Raw genomic sequence first — 23038 nt, 5'->3', positions numbered from 1 at the left:
TCAGAGATACAACTTTGCGTAAGGGATAGTAGCAAGTACCGAAGTACTGCGGATAGCCCGACCGCAATAGAAAAAGGGGCCAATCAACACTATGCTGATTAGCCCCTTTTTCTATTGCGGTCACGCCCAAATAATCCTGTAAATAAAATGACGGTATTACTTTGGACTGGTAGCAATCACAAACTTCAAATTGTTTTTGACTCCTATTTGCAGTACATCAACTAAGTCTTGTACTTGCAAATTGAATGGAATGCGAACAATAACCGTTTGATCCTTCTCTAAATTCATCTTAGACATTAAGGTTGTTTCGAGTTCTTCAAAGGAAACCGCTTGCTTGTCTATGTAGAATTTTTTATCCTCAGTGACAGATAAACTAATGTATTGCTTATTTGTTTTCTCGTTCGCCTGAGCTTTTGGCAAGGTCATCTTGATCACATTAGGATTTGCCAACGTTGATATAATCAAGAAAAACAACAACAGGAAAAACATAATATCACTTAATGACGATGTGGCTACCTCAGCATGAAATCTTCTTTTTCGTTTTATAGACATGTTACGATCTTTGAATAATATTTACAAACTCCAGGATTTGTTTTTGAATTTTTAAAGCAAAATTATCAATCTTGCCGTTTAATATATGATATCCGCTGTAGGCAATGATACCAACGATTAAGCCCGCACCACTACTGATCATTTTTTCATACAATCCCCCGGAAATATTACCGATACTAATATTTTCAGTAACTGAAATACTATAAAATATTTTAATTACTCCAGAAATAGTTCCAACAAACCCTAACGTAGGTGCGATTCCGGCTATAAGGCCTAAGTGACCTAACTGCTTTTCCATTTCTCCTATTTCGATATCTGCAGCACGATCCATATTAGATTCAATTTCAATAATTGGTCGCCCAATAACCAGAATTCCTTCTTTTATGATATTTCCTGAAGCCGTATTATTTCGTTCTGCAATAGATCGAGCTAAATCAAGATTCCCTGAATTAAGATTATCACGTACATCGCGCATCAAAAGAGTATCAATTTTTGATGCTTTATTGATATACAAATAGCGTTCTATAATAAGATAAAAAGTGTAAAATAATAGAATCCCGATTGGGATAAGCCACACGCCCCCTTTTAAAAGGAATCCTAAAGTGGATATTTCGGCATTTGGAGCAATTTTTTCAATTACTACGTTTGAAGCAGCGTTGGTAATCGTGTCGGCCTGTAATTGTATAAAACTAAACATATAATATTATTGTATTTTAATCATTAATTCTAAAAATTATTTCAATTTTGCACTAAAGATACTTTTCGATGTACTATTAAACTAAAAAAAACGAAAAATATTTCAAACAATTACTATTTTATTACAAAAATGAACTACCAGGAAACCACCAATTGGATGTTTAACCAGCTCCCGATGTACCAACTTCAGGGCGCCTCGGCGTACAAGAAAGATTTAACCAATGCGCATTTACTCACAGCACATCTTGACAATCCTCAAGAAAAAATAAAATGCATTCATGTTGCGGGAACTAATGGAAAAGGCTCTACTTCGCACATGTTGGCATCCATACTTCAAGAAGCTGGGTATAAAGTTGGCTTGTACACTTCCCCACATTTAAAGGATTTTAGAGAACGTATAAAAATTAGTGGAAAGGATATTTCCGAGGAATTTGTTACTAATTTCATCCATGAACACAAACATTTTTTTGAATCCAATGACATGAGTTTTTTTGAAATGACCGTTGGTTTAGCCTTCGATTATTTTGCCAAAGAAAAAGTAGACATCGCTGTTATAGAAGTGGGAATGGGCGGACGATTAGACGCTACCAATATTATCACTCCATTAGTTTCGGTGATTACCAATATAGGATTGGACCACACGCAATTTTTGGGCAACACACTTGAATCAATCGCTTTTGAAAAAGCGGGAATTATCAAACCCAACCTTCCCGTGATAATAGGAGAATACACTCCTGAAACCCGACCTGTTTTTTTGGTTAAAGCCAAAGAATGCAATTCGGAAATCTATTTTGCTGCTGATTTAATTTCAGAAACCTATCCCTCTGATTTAATTGGCGATTATCAAAGGCACAATAAAAAAACAGTATTAGAAACCATCACCGTTTTAAACAATCAGAACGAATTTAAAATCACTTCTGAAAATGTAAAATCCGGCTTATTGAATGTGGTGAAAAATACCGGACTGCAGGGAAGATGGCAACAATTAAGAGAATTCCCCAAAGTTATTTGCGATACTGCACATAACAAAAATGGACTGGAAATTGTGTTGAATCAAATCCAAAAACAAACTTTTGAAGCATTACATATTGTTTTGGGAGTTGTAAATGACAAAGATTTAAATGAAATCCTGCCTTTATTTCCTAAAAAAGCAATTTATTATTTCTGCAAACCCAATATTCCTCGTGGGCTGGATGTTCTAATTCTAAAACAAAAATCGGCTAGCTTTGACCTAAAAGGGGAAATATACAATTCTGTTTCAGAAGCTTATCATACCGCACTGAAAAATTCCGGAGCAACTGATTTTATATACATTGGTGGAAGCACCTTTGTAGTAGCAGAAATTTTATAATTTTTTTGGTTTTTACTTGCAAATCTAGAAAAGTGGCGTATATTTGCACACGCAATAACGGAAACGAAAGTAACCAAGTTGTTTAGGGCGATTAGCTCAGCTGGTTCAGAGCACCTCGTTTACACCGAGGGGGTCGGGGGTTCGAACCCCTCATCGCCCACAAAAACTCCATTATTTCTAATGGAGTTTTTTTATGTTTACTACTTAACGGAACACTTCGTTTAGAATTAAAATTATTTCCGCAATACACGCAACCATCTCTGCAAGTTATATCTAAGTGTCTTTTTTCTTTAGACTCCGTCCTCTGGGCGCATTACCCTCTTGAAGCACGATATCAGAATGTAAGAACTCTGCAGCTGTAGCTGAATCCTGCACTTTGATCCCACTGCGTTCTAACATTTCCGCTTCAAACTTCGTTAACACACTTTCCCTTATTCCACCTTTTCTCCATTGAGATAAAGGACTACATCCCTTTGATATTTCACGAGCCAGCGAAAGTGCATCTAGCAAGGCTTGATTTGCCCCCTGTCCTTTGAAGGGACTCATCGGGTGAGCCGCATCACCAATCAAAGTCTCTGCCCCCCATTTCTCCATCATTTCTGACTGGAGCAATTCTCGATCATACACAGGATAGCCAGAAATCTGCGCATCCAGGGTCGCCGCTAAAATCTGAGGAATGGGATCGTGCCACTGCGTTCTACGACACGCTTCTTCCTTGAGTGCTTGAGGTCCTTGAGCGCTTAATGTCTTAGCCTCTTGTTCTGGCATTGGGAAGCTAAGTTGCCACATCACTGAGTCTGACGTATAAGGCATGATGTAGATCCGCTCATTGCCATTGGCGGTTTGAAATACAGTTGCAGAGTCTAGTAAATGGCTTGTACGATCTTCGAGACGGCTTAAAGGACAAATTCCCAATATCACAATACAACCTAGGTATCGTAATGGAGTAATATCCTCCCCAATCAGTAGCGTCCGTACCGAACTACGAATGCCATCGGCTCCAACCACAAGATCTGCTTTGTAGTTCTTTATTTTCCCGTCTATTTGAAAGCTTAAATCAACACCATCCTTACATGCCACAAACGCTACCAACTGATGCCCCCATTGTACTGCATCCTGTCCGCCGAGTTGCTCTAGTAAGGCTAAACGCATCGATTGTCGTGCAATATGTACATTGGAACGCTTGGGAGATGTTTTCGTATCTGACGGTATCCATTTTCTGACTCCCCATTCCCCAATCACTTTTCCTTCTGCAGTATGAACCAGATGTCTTGTTGAAATCACTCCTTCTTTTAAAGAAAAAATACCTAATCCCTCGATCGCTTTACTCCCTTGTTGCAAAGTAAGTCCGTAGCCCTGAGAGCGAGCATCAAAGTTACTGTCGCGTTCAAATAGCGTAAAAGGAATCCCGCGGTGCAAACAAGCCACCGCTAGAGCTACTCCTCCTATACCACCACCGATAATAGCAACGTGTGGGAAGTTTTTTTTATCCGCAACCGGGTGACTATCCGAATGAACCAAACCGGATCCGTAACAGTTCAAACAGGAGTATAAGTGACCTTTGGGATACACTGGAGCCGCTCCTTCGCCTTTTGTTTTTTCAAATAGATCAAATGCTAGTTGATAGCGGAGTCGCGCTTTCTTGCTGATCCCACGACTTTTTTTGCCACGTCCCTGACATTCCGGACAAATAGCCCAGCATGCTCCTTCATCTTCCTCTTTTTTCACTTCCTTTTTATTTCACTTGATGTTGACTCTTCGCTACACGAACACGAAGCTAATACTATTGCTGTTGGGCTATTAATAAAGTACAGAACCTGTCTTTCAATACTTTCATATAATTTAACATGAGAAATTTATATCTTCAATGTTTTACCGCTTGTGGTAGTTTTGCAACTTTAATACAAAAAGATAGCAATACAAAAGTACTTTTTCCAAATTAAACCAAAAAGGATTTCTCTGAGTCATTTTATTCAAATCCTACCTGAAATGATTCACAAACAAATCTGCAGGAACCCCAAAAATCAAAACCTTCAAGATCAAATGATTTTGAAGGTTTTTGATTTTTGGCATGAAGCGGGTGTGATTTTTTCACCTCCTAATCTTCTGTTCCCATTTCCAGGCACTTGCCATAGCTTGTTCCAGCGTGGATTGTGCTTTCCATCCCAAAATAGTATTGGCTTTATCTGTATTGGCGTAAGCTGAGGTAATGTCTCCTTCTCTGCGACCTACAATTTTATAAGGCAATTTTTTACCACTTACTTTTTCAAAAGTATGAATAACCTCTAATACTGAGCTGCCGGTTCCGGTTCCCAGATTAAAGGTTTCTACTTTAGCCGTATTTTTTTTGTTCAATAAGCGCTGTAGAGCAATTACGTGGGCTTTCGCCAAATCAACTACGTGAATGTAATCGCGTACTGCCGTTCCATCTGGAGTAGGGTAATCATCACCATAAACCGAAAGTTCTTTTCGCAATCCAAAACCGGTTTGCGTAATAAACGGCACTAAATTCTGAGGAACTCCAATAGGCAATTCTCCAATTTCAGTAGAAGGATGCGCCCCAATTGGATTAAAATAGCGTAATAATATAGCATTGATATTAGTAACTTTGGCAGTATCAGTAATGATTTCTTCTCCTATTTGTTTCGTGTTCCCATAAGGAGACATGGCGGTTTGAATAGATGCATTTTCCGTAATTGGCATGGTTTCGGCCTGACCATAAACCGTACAAGAAGAACTAAAAATGAAATTTGCTTCCGGTTTTAGCTGTAATTCCTGCAAAACATATACCAGTGTATTGATGTTATTTTCATAATACAACAACGGATTCTCAACACTTTCGCCCACTGCTTTTGAAGCTGCAAAATGAATGACCCCTGAAATATCAGGGTGCCTTTTAAAAAAATTCTGCACTTTTTCTTTTTCGCGCAAATCTAATTTTTCAAAAGCCGGAACTTTTCCCGTAATATTCTGAATTCCGTCCAAAACACTCAAGGAAGTATTCGATAAATTATCTACAACGACAACTTCAAACCCTTCGTTTTGCAATTCCACTACGGTGTGAGACCCTATGAACCCTAACCCACCTGTGACTACTATTTTCATGATTTCTAATTTTGTACAGACGCAATAAACTGCATCTAATCGTTTATAAAAAAGATGCGATGAATCGCGTCTCTACAACAATATTATTTTAAATATTGTAAAACCGAATCCGTGATGAATTTAATTTGCTCGTCATCTAATTCAGTATGCATTGGCAACGAAAGCACTTCCCTGACTAGCTGATTGGTTACCGGAAAATCTTCTTCATTGTAACGGGAATCAGCGTAGGCTTTTTGTAAATGCAACGGAATTGGGTAATAAATAGCACAAGGAATTCCTTTTTCCAATAAGTGCTGCATCAAGCCATTTCTGTCAGCATCAATGATTCGTAACGTGTACTGATGAAAAACGTGACAGTCACAAATTGAACAAATAGTTGGTGCAACGATATTTTTATGCCCTTCAAAAGCCGCAGAATATTTCCTGGCTGCATCTTGTCTGGCTCTTCCATACTCATCTAACAAAGGCAACTTTGCGTTCAAAACGGCCGCCTGAATACTGTCTAATCGGGAATTTACGCCTACTACATCATGGTGGTATCGCTCATACATTCCGTGATTTACAATTCCGCGAAGTTTGTGCGCCAAAGCATCATCATTGGTAAAAACAGCTCCGCCGTCTCCGTAACACCCAAGATTTTTTGAAGGAAAAAACGAAGTTGCTCCTACGTGTCCAATCGTTCCCGCTTTCTTTTTAGTGCCATCCGAAAATTTACAATTGGCACCAATCGCTTGCGCATTATCTTCGATAACGTATAAGTTATATTCTTTTGCAATCGCCATAATCGCTTCCATATTGGCGGCACGACCAAACAAATGTACCGGTACAATCGCTTTTGTTTTTGGCGTAATCGCTTTTTTGATTCCTTCGATAGAAATATTCATATTATATAGATCCACATCGACTAAAACCGGTATCAATTGCAACAAAGCAATTACTTCCACTGTGGCTGCAAAGGTAAAATCGGCAGTGATTACCTCATCGCCTGGTTTTAAATCCAGTCCCATCATGGCAATTTGCAACGCATCAGTTCCATTTGCACACGGAATTACGTGTTTTACATCCAGATATTCTTCTAATGATTTTTGAAATTGATGAACTTGAGGTCCATTAATATAAGTATTAGTATCTAAAACTTCCTGAATAGAAATGTTAACGGTATCTTTTATTTTTTCATATTGACTCTTTAAGTCAACCATTTGGATTTTTTTCATTACAATTTTTGTTTAATGTTCGAAAGAATACCATTTCTTAATACAGTAAATACTTTCTTAAATCGAAGAACAAAAATAGCTATTTATGAGTTGAAACCAATACAACCTACATTAAAAAAAGATATCATTCAAATGAACTAAAAATGACATTCCTAACAACCAAAATTTAAATATTGCTGTGGAAGAAATTAAAATAAAGAAACCGTATTTTAGCCCAAAAATTTTAATCATGCTTTTTCTCTATACTTTAGTGGTTCAATTTGCTGGTTTTTTATTAAAAATCACAGCACTTTTCAGTCCAAAAATGAAACTTTTCATGGATGGCAGGAAAGTAGTTTTCCCTATTTTGGAACAAAAAATAAAACGTACTGACAAAACAATTTGGTTTCATGCCGCTTCTTTGGGTGAATACGAGCAAGGTTTACCCGTGCTCGAAAAGATAAAAAAGCAGTTTCCTTTGCACAAAATCGTGCTTACTTTTTTCTCTCCTTCGGGTTATGAAGTCCGTAAAAACAATACAGTTGCTGATGTTACAGTTTATTTGCCTTTGGATACCAAGAAAAATGCACAACAATTTTTGAATCTCGTTCATCCGGATTTAGTGTTTTTCATCAAATACGAATATTGGCCCAATTATTTATTTGAACTCAAAAAATCAAATACTAAAACCTACCTGATTTCTGGAATTCTTAGAAAAAATCAACTGTTTTTCAAGTGGTACGGCGGCTTTTACAGAGAAGCGCTGGATGCCTTTACCTACTTTTTTGTTCAAAATGAAACTTCCAAAAAATTACTGCAGCAGTTAGGCAAAACAGACGTTGCTGTTTCTGGCGACACCCGATTTGATCGAGTGGCTACAATTTTAGAAAAAGACAATTCGTTGGATTTTATCTCTGATTTTAAAAACAACACACTCACTATTGTCGTGGGAAGTTCGTGGCCAAAAGATGAAGATTTAATAGTGAATTTTATAAATTCGAATACTTTCAATGTCAAATTTATTATTGCGCCACATAATATAAAGGAGGAACAAATTCAGAATTTAAAAAACAGCATTACCAAAAAAACTGTTTTATTCTCTGAAATGGAGACTGTAGGGACAAGTCGCGACTTGTCCCTACAGGATTTCGATGTTTTTATCATTGACATCATTGGTCTTTTGACAAAAATATACAGTTATGCGGATATTGCCTATGTGGGTGGCGGTTTTGGGAATCCCGGCGTTCATAATGTCTTAGAACCGGCAACTTTTGGTGTTCCAATCCTTATTGGCCCCAACTATTCGCATTTTGCAGAAGCAATTGCTTTGGTCAATATGGAAGCCTGTGTTGCCGTCAACAACCAAAAAGAATTGGACGAAGCCCTTGAAAACCTGATTCATAATGATGATATCCGACAGGAGAAAGGTCATATATCCAGCACTTTTGTACAAATGAATAAAGGCGCCACCACCATTATTTTAAACCATATTTTGAATGATTGAATTTAAACCTCTGGTTGCTACTGATATTGAAACCATTGTCTCGCTGATGCAGGAATTTTATGCCATAGATAATTATCCCATTTCTGTTGATGTGTCCAAAACTTTATTTCAAGAATTTATTTCCAATGAAAATTTAGGAAAAGCATGGCTCATTATATCCGTCAACGAAATTGTGGGCTATCTTATTCTAACCTTTGTTTTTAGTTTTGAACACCAAGGAAGAATTGCTTTTTTAGACGAATTGTATGTCACCGAAAAAGCACGTGGAAAAGGGATTGGTAACGAAGCCATTGCATTTATTACAACTGAAAGTCGTAAACTATCGTTACAGTTGCTTTATCTAGAAGTGGAACCGCACAATGAAAAAGCACAAAAATTGTATCTCGCCAGCGGTTTTGAATCGCACAACAGACAATTAATGAAGTACAAAATCATATAAAATTACACTCTAAATTTAATACTATGAAATTTTTAAAATTATTCTTAGTCCTATTTGTCATTCAGATGCAAGCCCAGCAAGGCGGCATGTGGATTCCTTCGTTGCTAAAAGGAATGAATGAAACTGAAATGAAAAATCTGGGCATGAAAATGTCCGTCAAAGACATTTATGATGTAAATCAATCCAGCATCAAGGATGCTGTACCTCATTTTAACGGTGGCTGTACCGCTGAAGTTATTTCTCCAAAAGGACTAATCCTGACCAATCATCATTGTGGATTTTCTCAAATTCAATCGCATTCTACCGTTGACCATGATTATCTGACAGATGGTTTTTGGGCATACAAAATGGAAGATGAATTACCAAATGAAGGTTTGACAGTTACTTTTATGGTAAAAATTGAGGATGTAACCACATCGATTCTGGAAGGTACTGCTTCCCTTAGTAGTGAAGCCGAAAAACAAAAGAAAATTCAAGAGAACATTACGGCATTGTCTAATTTGTTGCCAAAGGAAAATTGGCAGGAAAATAAAATTCGTACGTTTTACGAAGGCAATCAATACATGCTTTTTGTCACGGAAACCTTTACGGATGTGCGCTTGGTTGGCGCTCCACCTACTGCCATCGGAAAATTTGGTTCTGACACTGACAACTGGGTTTGGCCACGTCACACTGGTGATTTTTCTTTGTTTAGAATTTATGCCGATAAAAACAATCGTCCGGCTGCATATTCAAAAGACAACGTGCCTTACACCCCCAAACACTTCTTGCCTATTTCACTGGATGGCGTAGCCGAGGATGATTTTACATTGGTTTTTGGATACCCGGGCAAAACAAACGAATATTTACCCGCTGTTGCAATTGAGCAAATTATAACCGAACTGAATCCTGCAAAAATCGAAGTCAGAGACAAAGCCCTGAAAATAGCTGATAATTTTATGCGAAAAGACAACGCCATCAAAATTCAGTACGCCTCAAAATATGCAAGTACTGCTAATTATTGGAAAAAATGGATTGGCGAGACACAAGGATTAAAAAAATCAAATGCAGTTACTGTAAAAAGAGAATCTGAGAAAACGTTTCAACAAAAAATAACAAAAGCAGGCAAAGAAAAAGAATATGGAACAGTATTGGCTGATTTTGACAAAAACTACACAGAAATAGCTCCTTATGCGCTAGCAAGAGACTATTTTACGGAAGTAGTTCTGCGCAATACGGAATTGCTCAGTACTGGATACAAGTTATACCAATTAGAACAAGTGTATAAAGCCAAAGGAGAACAATCTTTTACAGACCGAAAAAATAATTTAATACCCGGATTGGCTAATTTTTATAAAAACTTCAATTCAACTGTAGATGAAAAAGTTTTTGAACAATTGATCGAATTGTATGCGACAAAATCTCCAAAACAATTTTTACCGCAAAGTTTGGTCAACGTTAATGCAGGGAATTTGGCCTCGGAAATATATACTAAATCCAAACTTCAAAATTATGCCGGCCTAATAGAATTGCTGTCAGGTGACGCCGGAACTGTTTTAACAAATTTAAATAACGACCCCGGATTCCTGTTAGTTAAAGAAATAGCCGATAAATACGCTAAAGAAGTAGCTCCAAAATATGACGAAATCAACGTGAAGATTACAGCACTGCAACGTACTTACATGAAAGCGCTGTTAGAATTAAACACGGATAGCAGGATTTTTCCAGATGCCAACAGTACTTTGAGAATAACCTATGGAAAAGTAAAAGGATATGAGCCTAAAGATGCTACTGTATACACTCCAATAACCTATTTAGAGGGTGTTATGGAAAAATACATTCCGGGAGATTATGAATTTGATGTTCCTGAAAAACTAGTGAACCTCTACAACACAAAAGATTATGGCCCGTACAGCGAAAATGGTAAAATGCCAGTTTGCTTTATTGGCACCAATCATACTACCGGGGGCAATTCAGGAAGCCCTGCGATTGATGCTTCCGGAAACTTAGTAGGACTTAATTTTGACCGGGTCTGGGAAGGAACAATGAGCGACCTCTATTACGACCCCAGTATCTGCAGAAATATCATGGTAGACATCCGCTATGTTTTGTTCATTATCGATAAATACGCAGGTGCAAAAAATTTAATCACCGAATTAAAATTAGTTCACCCCAAGAAAACCAACTCCTTGAAAAAGAAAAACTTAAAATAAAAATAGCAAAAAAAACGAGAGTATAGCACCAATATTAAACGTTTCTTAAATATTTACTTTGACTGGCACACTATTTGCTTTTTATCCTAGCGTGCATAAAAAATAATATTTTTTAAAAAAAAAATAAAAAAATATTTTACATATTAAAAAATTTATATCTTTGCCAAGAATTAATAATTAACCTTTTATATTAAATTAAGATGAAAAAAGTATTTTTAAGTTTAGCTGCTGTTGCTGTTTTGACTGTTGTATCATGTAAAAAAGCTGACGCTCCTGCTGAAGACGCTGCTGCTGTTGTTGATTCTGCTGCTATGGTAGTTGATTCTGCTGCTGTTGTTGTTGACTCTGCTGCTGTTGTTGTTGATTCTGCTGCAACTGCTACTGAAGCTGCAAAAAAATAATTAGAACTCAAATTCTAAAAATTTTAAAGCCATCCGCTATGCGAGATGGCTTTTTTAATTTGCAAAACCTCCTCTTTCGAGAAACAGATTTTCAAAAGCAAAAAAGAGGGTCTTGGCTATTAAACCAAGACCCTCTTTTTTGTAGATTCCTTTATTGAGAAATTAGGCTATAAAAACAAAATCATTCCCCGAAAAATCTAGTATTTCCGAAATTGAGCCATATCGAACAATTTCATCAATTCCTTTTTGCAAACGCAACGATGTGGTATATTTTCTACTTGTTGCAAAATGATTACCACTTACTATCAATTTGAAATAGAACTTCCCACCGGAAGACTTAAACTTTAAAAAGGCGGCAGTTTCAATTGCTGCTTTAAATTTTTCAATATCTTCTTCACACTCAAATTTCAGTTCATAACTCAAACTTGTAAAAACTATTTTCCCCTTTCTGGAAGTAAAAACAAATTTATATTCGTCATTATATCGTTTACTTATTACGAAAGCTCCCATAGTTTATTAAAATAACAAAAATTCAAATTATGAATCACGAAAAAGCAAGGAGTTGATATTGGTTCCAACAGATTTAGTTTTATTAAAAACCATAAAACAAAAAAAAACCGCTTCAGTTGAAGCGGTTTAGTACTCAGAGCGGGACTTGAACCCGCACGAACATTGCTGTTCACTGGATTTTAAGTCCAGCGTGTCTACCAATTTCACCATCCGAGCATTATGTGGTGTCGAGCGAAAAACGGGGCTCGAACCCGCGACCTCGACCTTGGCAAGGTCGCGCTCTACCAACTGAGCTATTTTCGCATTTTCAATTCTTAGAAAGAACCGCGATACTTGTTCTGTATTGCGGATGCAAATTTAAGACATTTATTGAATTACACAAGCCTTTTTTATGAAAAATTCACAGATTAAAGTTAACGTTCTGATAACCTAAACTTTAAAACAAATAAAATCATTTTCTAGTCAGCATTCTTTTAATTTCATTGAGTTTCATCAGCGCTTCCATAGGCGTAATGGTATTGATATCGAGATTTAGGATCTCTTCTTTGATTTCCTCCAATAAAGGATCATCCAGATTAAAGAAACTCATTTGCATTTGCTCCGCCTGTTCGCCTTTCAGGCTCGAGCCATCTTTTGCAGCTTTAATTCCGTTCAGTACATCGCTGGAATGATTCTTTTCTAATTTTTTTAAAAGCTTCTGTGCTTTCAAAATAACGATTTGAGGCATTCCGGCCATTTTTGCCACATGTATTCCAAAACTATGGGCACTTCCTCCTTTTACTAATTTTCGAATAAAAAGCACGGTATCTTTCAATTCTTTGACAGCAACATTATAATTCTGAATTCTTGGCAGTGATTCACTCATTTCATTCAACTCGTGATAATGCGTTGCAAATAATGTTTTGGGTTTTGAAGGATGTTCGTGTAAGAACTCCGCAATTGCCCAGGCGATTGAAATACCGTCATACGTACTCGTTCCTCTCCCAATTTCGTCCAAAAGGACTAAACTCCTATCCGAAATGTTATTCAAAATGGAAGCTGTTTCATTCATTTCGACCATAAAAGTAGATTCTCCCATCGAAATATTATCACTTGCTCCTACTCTAGTGAATATCTTATCGACAATTCCCATTCTCACGCTGTCTGCAGGGACAAAACTCCCCATTTGACACAAGAGTACAATCAAAGCGGTTTGACGTAAAATGGCTGACTTTCCAGACATATTTGGACCCGTAATCATAATCAGTTGTTGCGTTTCTCTATCCAAGAAAACATCATTAGCAATATAAGGCATGCCAAGTGGTAATTGTTTTTCGATAACAGGATGTCTTCCGTTTTTAATTTCCAGTTCGAATGTTTCGTCCAGTTCCGGACAAACATATTTATTTTCGATAGCCAATTGGGTAAAAGAACACAAACAATCCAGTTGCGCTACTAAATTAGCATTCATTTGAACGGGTTTTATATACGTGGCAATCCAACTCACCAATTGTTCAAATAACTCTACTTCTATCTTATGAATTTTCTCTTCGGCACCGAGTATTTTAGTTTCGTATTCTTTTAATTCTTCCGTAATATAACGCTCTGCATTAACCAAAGTTTGTTTCCGAATCCACTCCGCAGGAACTTTATCTTTGTGCATGTTCCTGACTTCGATGTAATAACCAAAAACGTTGTTGAAAGATATTTTCAACGAGGAAATTCCTGTCAACTGTGATTCGCGTTTTTCGATTCCGTCCAAAAATTCCTTTCCGGAAGTTGATATTGCCCGCAAATCATCTAACTCTGCATTGACCCCTTTGGCAATCGCATTCCCTTTGGCAATAGCCACAGGAGCATCTTGATTGAGAATCGTTTTTATCTTTTCACGCAACAATTCACAGTTGTGCAAACTATCACCAATTACTTTTACAGCTTCCTGCGGGCTTTCCAGTGCCAAGGTTTTTATTGGAATAATCGCATCTAATGATTCTTTTAGATACACAACCTCGCGAGGCGAGACTTTTCCGGCGGCAATTTTCGAAATCAAACGTTCCAAATCAGAAATTTGCTTGATTTGATTTTGGATGTTTTTCAGGACGTCCTGATTATCTTTTAAATACGAAACTACTTCATGTCTACTTTTTATTTTAGCACTGTCTTTCAGTGGCAATGCCAACCAACGTTTCAACAAACGTCCCCCCATTGGTGAAAGCGTTTTATCAATAACATCTAGCAATGTCACCGCATTGGGATTGTAACTATGGTATAATTCCAGATTGCGAATCGTAAAACGATCCATCCAGACATAAGCATCTTCGGCAATGCGTTGAATCGAGGTGATATGCTGCACCCGATTGTGCTGCGTCTCGGATAAATAATATAAAATCGCTCCTGAAGCAATAATTCCTTCTTTCAGGTCTTCGATTCCAAATCCTTTCAAAGACACCGTTTGAAAATGCTTGGTTAAGGTCTCGAATGCATAGTCTTCTTTGTAAATCCAATCCTCCAGATAAAAACTATGATAGTCGTCTCCGAAAATCTCCCGAAAATCATTTTTATTATTTTTTGGAATCAGAACCTCGCTGGGATTAAAATTATGTAAGAGTTTGTCAATATATTCCGCATTGCCTTGTGCCGTCAAAAATTCACCGGTAGACACATCCAGAAATGAAATCCCTATGGATTTATTGGCAAAAAAAACAGCTGCTAAAAAATTATTCGTTTTAGACTGTAAAACCTCATCATTCATGGAAACACCGGGAGTTACAAGTTCAGTCACGCCGCGTTTCAGGATGGTTTTAGTCAGTTTTGGATCTTCGAGCTGATCACATATCGCTACACGAAGTCCTGCTTTTACTAATTTTGGCAAATAGGTATTCAAGGAATGGTGCGGAAAACCGGCAAGAGCCGTCTCGGTTTCAGAGCCCGCTCCACGCTTGGTCAATACAATTCCTAATATTTTAGAGGCACGAACAGCATCCTCCCCAAATGTCTCATAAAAATCCCCAACACGAAACAACAAGCACGCATCCGGATACTTCCTTTTGATCTCGTTGTACTGTTTCATTAACGGAGTTTCTTTAACTTCTTTATCTTTAGATGCCAATTGTATTTGTGTTTAAAAATGAAAAAATATCAGCGAATTTATAGATTTTAAAGCAAATAAATAACCTCCTTAAAAAATTAACCTTTTTTTTAAGAAATATTTAAGGCCTAATTTATTTATTTTTTTTAGATTTGTGACTCTATTAAATTGAAACACACATGAAAAAAATAATTGCCTTCGCATTACTAGTGGCTTTAGGAATAACGACTTCTAATGCACAAGAAACATCAAAAAAGATAAAAGCGACTAGCGCCACACTTGCCAAAGTAAATGGAGCAGGAATGGTTTTTGTAACTGAAACCATTGATTATGGTACTATAGCACACAACGCTGAGGGCCGCCGTGAATTTGTATTCACTAACAACGGTAACAAGCCCTTAATCATAACTAATGCTCAAGGTTCTTGTGGTTGCACCGTGCCAACGTATCCAAAAGAGCCAATCGCCCCGGGTGCAAAAGGAGTTATTGGAGTAAAATATGATACTTCAAGAGCAGGTCAGGCATTTACAAAAACAGTTACGTTGACAACAAATGCTACTGTTCCTAATAAAACATTGACTATAAAAGGAAACGTTTTAGCAGCACAACCTGCAAAAAGCTAAAATTTTAACGAATACATTAAAAAGCTTCCATTCATTTCGGAAGCTTTTTTTTTGAATACTTTACACACATGAGAAAACTCGAAAATAGTGAACTGGATCGAAAATCCGTTGAGGGTTTTAAACAATCTGAAAAAACACCCCTTATTTTGGTATTAGATGACATTCGAAGCCTGCATAATATTGGCTCTGTTTTTAGAACTGCCGATGCCTTTTTAGTCGAGAAAATATTTTTATGTGGCATCACCGCCACACCGCCACACAAGGAAATCCATAAAACAGCCCTTGGTGCTACTGAAACAGTAACTTGGCAACATCAGGATAATGTTCTTGAAGTTATCGAAAAATTAAAAACAGAAGGCGTTATCACGCTAGCTATAGAACAGGTACAAAGTGCCGTTTTTCTTCAAAATTTTAAAGTTAAAAAAGGAGTGAAATATGCTTTGGTTTTTGGGAACGAAGTCTACGGAGTTTCACAGGAAGCGGTTGCATTATGCGATGGCTCCATCGAAATCCCACAACTAGGCACCAAACATTCTTTGAATATTTCCGTAAGTGCCGGCATTGTGGTTTGGGATTTATTTCAAAAAATGAATTGGCCAAAATAGAAAATTAGTACTTTTATAGAATGAAAACAACTGTTTTTTTTAAAATAATTCTAGCACTTTCACTTTTCATAACAAAGACAGCTTATGCAATTGATCCCCCTGTAATTAAAGCAACAGGAAATCAAATTTATTGTCCAGGAACCTCATTAAATATTGTAAAAACAATAAATATTAGTTTTGACCCCGATGAACCAACTACTGATGCTGTTACAATTCAAATTTCTTCTGGGTATACTGCTGGAGATTTATTAACGCTAACAGGTTCTCACCCATCTGTTTCATACAATTGGATTGTATCAGAAGGAATGCTGAAATTGTCAAGCACAACTGGAGGCAAAATTCCTTATGCTGATTTTGAAGCTGCAATCAAAGATATTAAATTCTACAATAACAATACTTCTCCATCAGGAAATAGGACTTTTTCAATCAGCTTAGGAACAGGACAACTTAGTTACTTGCCCAGCAATGGTCATTATTATGAATATGTTGCTTCTTCTGGCATTAATTGGACAAGAGCCCGAAATGAAGCCGCAGTCAAAAGATATTATGGCCTACAAGGTTATTTAGCCACTTTAACAGTCGCTGATGAAGCACAATTAGCCGGAGCTCAAGCACCAGGAACAGGATGGATTGGCGGAAGTGATGCCGAAACTGAAGGAACATGGAAATGGGTTACTGGACCAGAAGCAGGAACTACTTTCTGGATGGGAAAAAATAACGGAACAACAACAGCTCCTTTTTATTATGCCAATTGGAACTCACCTAACGAACCAAATGACTCCAGAAATAATGAAGATTACGCTCACATAACTTCTTCGGCAGTAGGAAACCCAGGGACTTGGAACGATCTTCCGGAACAAGGAGATCCACCAGGGAACTACTACCCTAATGGTTACATAGTTGAATACGGCGGTATGCCCGAAGATCCTGTACTTCAAATTTCAACAAGTACTACAATTACAATCGCAAAAATTACAACGACAACACCAAGCCCTATTTGTGCTTCAGCGACATGTACACTTCAAGCAAGTTCTACAACTGGAACAATAAACTGGTATGATGCTGAAACAAATGGAGTTTCTCTTGGGACTGGTAATAGTTTTACAACTCCTCCACTTTATACCACCACAACCTATTATATTGATAACGGCTGTACTCCGAGAACTCCAATTATAGTAACTGTAAATCCATTGCCGATTGCAAATCCGGTAATAATTCCTAGACAATGTGATGACAATCAAGATGGAATAATCACTTTTAATACTGCTGTTCTTGAGACAACTTTATTAGGAAATCAAACAAACATAACCGTCACTTATTTTGACCAAAATAATAATCCGCTAAAAGATTCAAACGGAAATTTGGTAACTAGTCCCTTTCCTGCTAGTTTCACAACAACATCACAAACCATAAAAGCTGTTTTGACAAACAATTATTCTTTACACTGTTCTAAAGAAACAACTATTAAATTTATCGCAGACGATTTACCCGAAGCTTTTGCCGTTCCTGCATCCTTAACCACAACTTGTGATGACGAACCAAATCCATTAAATCAAGATGGTAAATTTGCTTTTGACACTGCTACATTTGAAGCTTTCATTCTAAAAGGACAAACCGGAATGATGGTTAACTATTTTGATAAAAATGGATATCCATTATCAAGTCCACTCCCAAATCCATTTGTAACTGCAACTCAAAATATTTTAGTAACAGTAACAAATACAGCAAACACAAACTGCACCGCAACTACAACTTTGAATTTTGTTGTTAATCCTTTGCCAATTGTCAACGATGTTACAATTATTCAATGCGATACTGACTTGATTTCTGACGGAAAGACTCTTTTTAATTTGACAGTAAATAACAAACTAATTTCCGCAAATTATACCAATGAACTTTTCACTTATTATACTTCACAATCAGGAGCTAGTAGTGGTTTTTCAACCGATTTAATTTCAAATGATTTGGCTTTCGAAAACACAACAGCATCGACAATGAATGTTTGGGCGAGAGTTGCCAATAAAATTAGCGGTTGTTATAGCGTTGCCAAATTAACATTAAAAGTCCCAGCTACCAATCTTCTTTCTTCCTATAAAATCACAGTTCCTCCTGTTTGTGATGATTTTTTAGACGTTATTAACAATAATAGAGACGGAATTGCAACTTTTGATTTCTCTTGGACAAAAGCCACTATACAAACTCAACTCCCCATAAATCAAGTTTACACTATAAACTATTTTAGAAACCAAGCTGATGCCTTAGCCGAACTCAATGTGATTGCGGATATTTCAAATTACAGAAATATTGGTTATCGCGATTCTCAAGATATTTGGGTCCGGGTTGAAAGTAGTCTAGATAACGCTTGCGTTGGTTTAGGGCCTTATATTACTCTAAAAGTCGAGGCTTTACCTATTGCTAATTCTGTTGCAATTCCAAGACAATGTGATGATAACAACGATGAAATATTTTTATTCAACACTTCCTCACTTGAATCTGATTTATTAAAAGGCCAAAACAACGTAACGGTTACTTATTTCGATCAAACCAATAATCCTTTGAAAGATGCCAACGGTGATTTGATCATGAGTCCATTTCCGGTAAATTTTCTTTCCACTTCGCAATCCATTAAAGCTGTGATAACTAATAACACGCCGCAACAATGTTTTGAGAAAACTATAATAAATTTTGTCGTAGATGTTTCTCCAAAAGCATTTTCTATTTCTCCATCTTTGATAACAGCTTGCGATGACGAAGCGAACCCAATAAATCAAGATGGGAAGTTTGCCTTTGACTCCTCAACATTCGAATCCACCATTTTAGGCGGACAAACAGGAATGATTATCAAATATTATGACCAAAATAATGACCTTTTACCAAGTCCATTGCCTAATCCTTTTATAACAGGGACTCAAAATATTACAGCAACAGTAATAAATCCACTAAACACTTCTTGTACTACCACCACAACTTTAAATTTTGTTGTTAATCCAATACCAAAAATTAACTTGAATGCCAATGGTAGTGAAAATGAATTGGTTTGTTCTAATCTTCCCAGTTTTTTTGTAACTCTGGATGCTGGGATTCAGGATGGGTCTCCCACAAGCAATTACACCTACATTTGGTCAAAAGACGAAACTATCTTGATTGGTGAAATAGCCCCAATTCTTTCAGTAAACACCGAAGGAAATTATGCTGTCCAAGTAACAAATAGGTCAGGTTGCAGTAGAATTCGAGCCATAAAAGTTACCGCTTCTGATTTGGCACATATCAAAAGTATTGATATTGTAGATTTAACCGATATAAATACAGTAACCATAGAAGTAACAGGCAAAGGAAGTTATGAATACAGCATTGATGAACCCAATGGATTTTGGCAAGACTCCAACTTCTTTACCAATGTTCCAGCTGGAGTTCATATTGTTTATATTAATGACAAGAATGGATGTGGTCCTGTTTTTCAAGAAATTGTAATTGTAGGTGTGCCAAATTTTTTTACACCAAACGGTGATAGCTATAATGATTATTGGAATATAAAAGGAGTGAATGAAACTTTTAATTCAAAATCCATCATCTACATTTATGACAGATACGGAAAACTTATAAAACAATGGATTCCTTCAGTAAATCTGGGTTGGGATGGCACTTTTAACGGAATCCCTTTACCTGCAGATGATTATTGGTTCACCTTAAAACTGGAAGATGGCAGAGAAAAAAAAGGTCACTTTTCGCTAAAAAGATAATTTTCAAATTTTAAACCTTAATTTTCTTTTGGATTTCTTCTAAAATATACAAATAATCTGCTTGATTTTTTACGAAATCCCGATCAGAAACATCAATAATCAGCACATTCAAATCGGTTTGGGATTTAATGTAATCCAGATAACCACTGTTGATTTTATCCAAATATTCAGCCGGGATTTTTTGTTCGTAGCTTCTGCCACGTTTCTTAATATTTTGTAGTAGTCTTTCGGAATTTTGATACAAATAAATATACAAGTCCGGTTTTGGCATTTCTCTGTAAATGATATCAAAAAGATTGCGATACAGGCGGTATTCGTCCTCGGCCAATGTTATTTTGGCAAAAATCAACGATTTAAAGATATGATAATCGGCAACCAGAAAGTCTTTAAACAAATCAAATTGTGCTAAATCATCTGATAATTGCTGGTATCTATCTGCAAGAAATGACATTTCAAGTGGAAACGCATACCGGTTTTGATCTTTGTAAAATTTAGGTAAGAAAGGATTGTCTGCAAAACGTTCCAATACTGTTTTTGCATTAAAATCCTCAGAAATTTTAGTAGCCAAAGTTGTTTTTCCTGCTCCGATATTCCCTTCAAAAGCAACATAATTAAATTGCTCCAACGGAACATTCTGCAAAGGATTCACTAAATTCTGAACGACTGTACAAACACTTTCATCTGGAGACAAAGCCAATAATTCCGAAATATTTTTTTGAAGAATGGGATGCTTCCAATCTAAATTTAAGTCCTGCACGGGTAACAAAACAAAATTCCTGTTCTGCATTAAGGGATGTGGAATTTGGAGTTTTTCAGTAGCAATAACTTCCGAGTCGAAAGCAATCATATCTACATCAATTGTTCGTGATTGATACCCCTGCGCCTTTGTTCGCAAACGTCCCAATCGTTTTTCCACTTTTAAAATCTGTGTTAGCACTTTATGAGCCGAATTAAAAGTATGCAAAACCAATGCACAATTATAAAAAGCATCACTTTCAAAACCCCAAGCAGGAGTTTCATATAATTTAGAAACTTTGATTACCGTCCCTATTTCCTTATGTATTACTTGTAAACAATGTTCGATATTTTCCAATCGATTCCCCTGATTACTTCCTATCGATAAAATGACCTGATGCTGTGATTTCATAATTAGATGCAAATTAACTAAAGAATTTTAGAATTAGCAATATATTTGTATGCGGTGTTGCTAATCAAACTTGGGATTTTCCCCACGGCTTGTAACATTTCAATGTTTTGTACGACTTATAAAAAAAATATAATTATGAAATTTTTAGGAAATGTATTAGCGACTATTATAGGTATTTTTGTTTTCTTCATGTTATTCTTTTTTGGAATAATCCTTGTTGGAGCCATTTTTGGCGGTGAATCTGAAGGCGTTACGATAAAAGATAATACTGTTATTGAACTGAATTTAGAAGACATACAGAATGATTATGCCGGAAAATACAAAGATCCGTGGATGACTATTTTTTCAGAAAACAAAAAAGTAGGTTTATCTGATATTATCAATGCCGTTGAAGCAGCTGAAACGGATGATGATATCAAAGGAATTTCTATATTGAACAATGTTTCATCGCTAGGAATGGCTCAGAGTAAGGCCTTGAGAGATGCTTTGGAACACTTTAAAAAATCAGGAAAATTCGTCATGGCTTACGCCAACTCCTATTCGCAAAAAGAATATTACTTAAATTCTGTGTCCAGTCCCATTTATATAAATCCTGTGGGAGATATGGATTTCAAAGGACTTTCTGCTGAACTTATGTTTTTTAAAGACTTTCAGGAAAAATCAGGGCTAAAAATGGAAGTAATCCGCCATGGAAAATACAAAAGTGCTGTGGAGCCGTTTTTAGAAAATAAAATGAGTGATGCCAATAGAGAACAAACGACAGCTTTACTGAATTCTGTTTGGAACTCCATCACCACTGACATTGCTAAAAGCAGAAACATCTCTGTGGCTAAATTAAATGAAATTGCCAACGGACTTCTTGCAAGAACTCCGGAAATGGCAAAAAACCAAAAATTAGTAGATATCATTGCTTATGAAGATGTGTACCATAATGCCATACGAAAAGTGCTTAATGTAACTACAGATAAGGAATACAACAAAGTATCTGTAATTGATTATGCACAGAAAATCGCTACCACTTCCCAAAGTTCTGACAGCACGGATGAAATTGCCATTATTTATGCCCAAGGAGAAATTATGGGTGGCGAAGGAGATGTCAATGTGATTGGTGAAGGTTCAATGCGTCGCTCGTTACAAGAAGCTCGAAAAAACAAAAATGTAAAGGCAATTGTCCTTCGCATTGACAGTCCGGGCGGAAGTGCTTTGACCTCAGATTTGATCTGGAGAGAGATTGAACTGACTAAAAAAGTAAAACCCGTAGTCGTTTCTATGGGTAATTATGCGGCTTCAGGCGGGTATTATATTGCGTGTAATGCCAACACTATATTTGCTGAAGCGAACACAATCACTGGTTCCATTGGTGTTTTTGGAATATTGCCAAACTTTACGCCATTAGCCACTAAAATAGGAATATATACGGAACAGGTTAAAACACATGAAAATTCCGCCAATTACAGTCCTTTTGTTCCCATTGATGAAAACTTCAAAGCAGTTACGCTGGAAGGTGTGGAACACATTTACAAAACTTTTGTAACCCATGTGGCTGAAGGACGCAAGATGACATTTGCACAAGTAGATGCTATTGCGCAAGGTAGAGTTTGGACAGGTTCAGAAGCCTTGAAAATTGGACTCGTAGATAAAATTGGAGGATTAGACGATGCTATTGCGAAAGCGGCTTCCTTGGGGAAAACAAAAAATTACAGCACTCAAAATTATCCAGAATACGAGAAAAACTTTGATGATCTTTTAGCAAATCTTCCTTTTGCAAAATCGAAAGCAGATTTTATAAAAGAAGAAATAGGGGAAGAAAATTATCGTATTATGCAGGAAATTAAAAAAATACAAATGCAAAAAGGCGTTCAAGCCTTAATGCCGTTTGAAATTAACATGCATTAAAGAAAAAGATAAAGCTG

The 23038-nt window shown here is 36.7% G+C and carries 18 protein-coding genes and 3 tRNA genes; 10 read left to right on the top strand and 11 right to left on the bottom strand.

Annotated elements, in window-relative coordinates; genetic code table 11:
• Positions 1–156: 156 nt before the first annotated feature.
• On the bottom strand, positions 157–552 hold the full coding sequence (locus EKL99_RS06105) for a biopolymer transporter ExbD (protein WP_126458690.1): 396 nt from the start codon (positions 550–552) through the stop codon (positions 157–159).
• A gap of 1 nt (position 553) precedes the next feature.
• Entirely contained in the window at positions 554–1249 is a 696-nt protein-coding gene (locus EKL99_RS06100) for a MotA/TolQ/ExbB proton channel family protein (protein ID WP_126576579.1), read from the bottom strand.
• Positions 1250–1378: 129 nt separating this feature from the next.
• Here EKL99_RS06100 and EKL99_RS06095 point away from each other — a divergent pair, with 129 nt between their 5' ends.
• Together EKL99_RS06095 and EKL99_RS06090 are read left to right on the top strand one after the other, a co-directional pair.
• Positions 1379–2599 carry a folylpolyglutamate synthase/dihydrofolate synthase family protein gene (locus EKL99_RS06095; protein WP_126576578.1) on the top strand — a complete coding sequence of 407 codons (1221 nt, stop codon included), beginning with the start codon at positions 1379–1381 and terminating at the stop codon, positions 2597–2599.
• A gap of 85 nt (positions 2600–2684) precedes the next feature.
• Positions 2685–2759: transfer RNA gene (locus EKL99_RS06090), tRNA-Val, on the top strand.
• Between the two features lie 113 nt (positions 2760–2872).
• On the opposite strand, the gene EKL99_RS06085 is transcribed toward EKL99_RS06090, so the two are convergent.
• The 4 genes from EKL99_RS06085 to EKL99_RS06075 all read right to left on the bottom strand — a co-directional run bounded on the left by EKL99_RS06085 (position 2873) and on the right by EKL99_RS06075 (position 6918).
• Positions 2873–4327, bottom strand: a complete 1455-nt coding sequence (locus EKL99_RS06085; protein WP_126576577.1) for an NAD(P)/FAD-dependent oxidoreductase — start codon at positions 4325–4327, stop codon at positions 2873–2875.
• Between the two features lie 241 nt (positions 4328–4568).
• Positions 4569–4694, bottom strand: coding sequence for a hypothetical protein (locus tag EKL99_RS14770; RefSeq protein ID WP_255416217.1), 126 nt, complete (start codon positions 4692–4694; stop codon positions 4569–4571).
• Positions 4691–5704 carry a UDP-glucose 4-epimerase GalE gene (galE, locus tag EKL99_RS06080; RefSeq protein WP_126458678.1) on the bottom strand — a complete coding sequence of 338 codons (1014 nt, stop codon included), beginning with the start codon at positions 5702–5704 and terminating at the stop codon, positions 4691–4693. Before galE ends, EKL99_RS14770 begins: the two co-directional genes overlap by 4 nt.
• A gap of 83 nt (positions 5705–5787) precedes the next feature.
• A complete protein-coding gene (locus tag EKL99_RS06075) occupies positions 5788–6918 on the bottom strand; it encodes a DegT/DnrJ/EryC1/StrS aminotransferase family protein (RefSeq protein WP_126451752.1) in 1131 nt (376 codons plus the stop codon).
• 229 nt (positions 6919–7147) lie between these two features.
• Here EKL99_RS06075 and EKL99_RS06070 point away from each other — a divergent pair, with 229 nt between their 5' ends.
• From EKL99_RS06070 to EKL99_RS06055, 4 genes are all read left to right on the top strand, one after another.
• On the top strand, positions 7148–8401 hold the full coding sequence (locus EKL99_RS06070) for a 3-deoxy-D-manno-octulosonic acid transferase (RefSeq protein WP_126576576.1): 1254 nt from the start codon (positions 7148–7150) through the stop codon (positions 8399–8401).
• Positions 8394–8840, top strand: a complete 447-nt coding sequence (locus EKL99_RS06065) for a GNAT family N-acetyltransferase (protein ID WP_126562773.1) — start codon at positions 8394–8396, stop codon at positions 8838–8840. Before EKL99_RS06070 ends, EKL99_RS06065 begins: the two co-directional genes overlap by 8 nt.
• Positions 8841–8863: 23 nt before the next feature.
• The gene (locus EKL99_RS06060) at positions 8864–11032 is read left to right on the top strand and encodes a S46 family peptidase (protein ID WP_126458666.1); all 2169 of its coding nucleotides are present in this window, start codon (positions 8864–8866) and stop codon (positions 11030–11032) included.
• Positions 11033–11232: 200 nt separating this feature from the next.
• The gene (locus tag EKL99_RS06055) at positions 11233–11433 is read left to right on the top strand and encodes a hypothetical protein (protein ID WP_126576575.1); all 201 of its coding nucleotides are present in this window, start codon (positions 11233–11235) and stop codon (positions 11431–11433) included.
• Positions 11434–11595: 162 nt separating this feature from the next.
• Here EKL99_RS06055 and EKL99_RS06050 read toward each other — a convergent pair whose 3' ends face one another.
• The 4 genes from EKL99_RS06050 to mutS form a co-directional block, all read right to left on the bottom strand.
• A complete protein-coding gene (locus EKL99_RS06050; protein ID WP_126576574.1) occupies positions 11596–11943 on the bottom strand; it encodes a DUF1508 domain-containing protein in 348 nt (115 codons plus the stop codon).
• 130 nt (positions 11944–12073) lie between these two features.
• A tRNA-Leu gene (locus EKL99_RS06045) sits at positions 12074–12159 on the bottom strand.
• Positions 12160–12173: 14 nt separating this feature from the next.
• A tRNA-Gly gene (locus EKL99_RS06040) sits at positions 12174–12246 on the bottom strand.
• A gap of 148 nt (positions 12247–12394) precedes the next feature.
• Positions 12395–15031: a DNA mismatch repair protein MutS gene (mutS, locus tag EKL99_RS06035; RefSeq protein WP_197037218.1), complete on the bottom strand. Its 2637-nt coding sequence runs from the start codon at positions 15029–15031 to the stop codon at positions 12395–12397.
• 158 nt (positions 15032–15189) lie between these two features.
• Between mutS and EKL99_RS06030 the strand changes: the two genes are divergently transcribed.
• The 3 genes from EKL99_RS06030 to EKL99_RS06020 all read left to right on the top strand — a co-directional run bounded on the left by EKL99_RS06030 (position 15190) and on the right by EKL99_RS06020 (position 19978).
• Complete coding sequence (locus EKL99_RS06030) at positions 15190–15633, top strand: DUF1573 domain-containing protein (RefSeq protein ID WP_126576573.1); 444 nt, start codon at positions 15190–15192, stop codon at positions 15631–15633.
• 68 nt (positions 15634–15701) lie between these two features.
• Complete coding sequence (locus EKL99_RS06025) at positions 15702–16238, top strand: RNA methyltransferase (protein ID WP_126451746.1); 537 nt, start codon at positions 15702–15704, stop codon at positions 16236–16238.
• A 20-nt stretch (positions 16239–16258) separates the two neighbouring features.
• Positions 16259–19978, top strand: a complete 3720-nt coding sequence (locus EKL99_RS06020; RefSeq protein WP_126576572.1) for a T9SS type B sorting domain-containing protein — start codon at positions 16259–16261, stop codon at positions 19976–19978.
• A gap of 10 nt (positions 19979–19988) precedes the next feature.
• On the opposite strand, the gene folK is transcribed toward EKL99_RS06020, so the two are convergent.
• Positions 19989–21125 (bottom strand): 2-amino-4-hydroxy-6-hydroxymethyldihydropteridine diphosphokinase, encoded by a 1137-nt coding sequence (folK, locus tag EKL99_RS06015; protein WP_126576571.1) that lies wholly within the window; start codon positions 21123–21125, stop codon positions 19989–19991.
• Between the two features lie 135 nt (positions 21126–21260).
• On the opposite strand from folK, the gene sppA reads away from it, so the two are divergent.
• Positions 21261–23021 (top strand): signal peptide peptidase SppA, encoded by a 1761-nt coding sequence (gene sppA / locus EKL99_RS06010; protein ID WP_126576570.1) that lies wholly within the window; start codon positions 21261–21263, stop codon positions 23019–23021.
• The last annotated feature ends 17 nt before the right edge of the window (positions 23022–23038 follow it).

Source organism: Flavobacterium sp. ZB4P23 (assembly GCF_003970375.1).
In the GTDB taxonomy this organism is placed as follows: domain Bacteria; phylum Bacteroidota; class Bacteroidia; order Flavobacteriales; family Flavobacteriaceae; genus Flavobacterium.
Note: the sequence above shows the minus strand (reverse complement) of the source record. Positions and strands in the feature narration are given on the sequence as shown.

What these genes read in the sequence shown, in the direction of transcription:
- EKL99_RS06105 (WP_126458690.1), bottom strand. Translation starts at nt 552, where the DNA reads ATGTCTATAAAACGAAAAAGAAGATTTCATGCTGAGGTAGCCACATCG.
- EKL99_RS06100 (WP_126576579.1), bottom strand. Translation starts at nt 1,249, where the DNA reads ATGTTTAGTTTTATACAATTACAGGCCGACACGATTACCAACGCTGCT.
- EKL99_RS06095 (WP_126576578.1), top strand. Translation starts at nt 1,379, where the DNA reads ATGAACTACCAGGAAACCACCAATTGGATGTTTAACCAGCTCCCGATG.
- galE (WP_126458678.1), bottom strand. Translation starts at nt 5,704, where the DNA reads ATGAAAATAGTAGTCACAGGTGGGTTAGGGTTCATAGGGTCTCACACC.
- EKL99_RS06075 (WP_126451752.1), bottom strand. Translation starts at nt 6,918, where the DNA reads ATGAAAAAAATCCAAATGGTTGACTTAAAGAGTCAATATGAAAAAATA.
- EKL99_RS06070 (WP_126576576.1), top strand. Translation starts at nt 7,148, where the DNA reads ATGCTTTTTCTCTATACTTTAGTGGTTCAATTTGCTGGTTTTTTATTA.
- EKL99_RS06065 (WP_126562773.1), top strand. Translation starts at nt 8,394, where the DNA reads ATGATTGAATTTAAACCTCTGGTTGCTACTGATATTGAAACCATTGTC.
- EKL99_RS06060 (WP_126458666.1), top strand. Translation starts at nt 8,864, where the DNA reads ATGAAATTTTTAAAATTATTCTTAGTCCTATTTGTCATTCAGATGCAA.
- EKL99_RS06055 (WP_126576575.1), top strand. Translation starts at nt 11,233, where the DNA reads ATGAAAAAAGTATTTTTAAGTTTAGCTGCTGTTGCTGTTTTGACTGTT.
- EKL99_RS06050 (WP_126576574.1), bottom strand. Translation starts at nt 11,943, where the DNA reads ATGGGAGCTTTCGTAATAAGTAAACGATATAATGACGAATATAAATTT.
- EKL99_RS06030 (WP_126576573.1), top strand. Translation starts at nt 15,190, where the DNA reads ATGAAAAAAATAATTGCCTTCGCATTACTAGTGGCTTTAGGAATAACG.
- EKL99_RS06025 (WP_126451746.1), top strand. Translation starts at nt 15,702, where the DNA reads ATGAGAAAACTCGAAAATAGTGAACTGGATCGAAAATCCGTTGAGGGT.
- EKL99_RS06020 (WP_126576572.1), top strand. Translation starts at nt 16,259, where the DNA reads ATGAAAACAACTGTTTTTTTTAAAATAATTCTAGCACTTTCACTTTTC.
- folK (WP_126576571.1), bottom strand. Translation starts at nt 21,125, where the DNA reads ATGAAATCACAGCATCAGGTCATTTTATCGATAGGAAGTAATCAGGGG.
- sppA (WP_126576570.1), top strand. Translation starts at nt 21,261, where the DNA reads ATGAAATTTTTAGGAAATGTATTAGCGACTATTATAGGTATTTTTGTT.